The 533-nt window shown below is 70.4% G+C and carries 1 pseudogene; it reads left to right on the plus strand.

What is annotated here, in order from left to right:
* A pseudogene (locus JMF90_RS39840) lies at positions 1–533 on the plus strand (ATP-dependent DNA helicase); the annotation flags it as partial.

The following is a 533-nucleotide window of genomic DNA, read 5'->3' on the forward strand; positions in this document are numbered from 1 at the left end:
TGCGTGCGCTCGCGTTTCCGCACGGGCAGTTCCGCAGCGGCCAGCGCGAGCTGGCGGTGGCCGTCTATCGCGCGGCGCGCGACGAGCAGTGCCTGATGGCGCAGGCGCCGACCGGCATCGGCAAGACGCTCGGCACCGTGTTTCCGCTGCTGAAGGCATGCGGCGAGGGTGAGCTCGACCATGTGTTCTTCCTCACCGCGAAAACGCCTGGCCGCGCGCTCGCGCTCGAAGCGGCGACGACCCTCGGCGCCGGCACGCCCGCGCTGCCGCTGCGCGTGCTGGAACTCGTCGCGCGCGACAAGGCGTGCGAGCATCCGGACCTCGCGTGCCACGGCGAATCGTGCCCGCTCGCGAAAGGCTTCTACGACCGGCTGCCGGCCGCGCGCCATGCGGCGATCGAGGCGGGGCTGCTCGATCGCGATACCGTACGCACCGCGGCGCTCGCGCACGACGTCTGTCCGTATTACCTGGCGCAGGAGCTTGCACGCTGGTCGGACATGATGATCGGCGACTACAACTACTACTACGACGGC

It is taken from the genome of Burkholderia sp. E168m23 (genome assembly GCF_016586125.1).
Lineage (GTDB): Bacteria > Pseudomonadota > Gammaproteobacteria > Burkholderiales > Burkholderiaceae > Burkholderia > Burkholderia orbicola.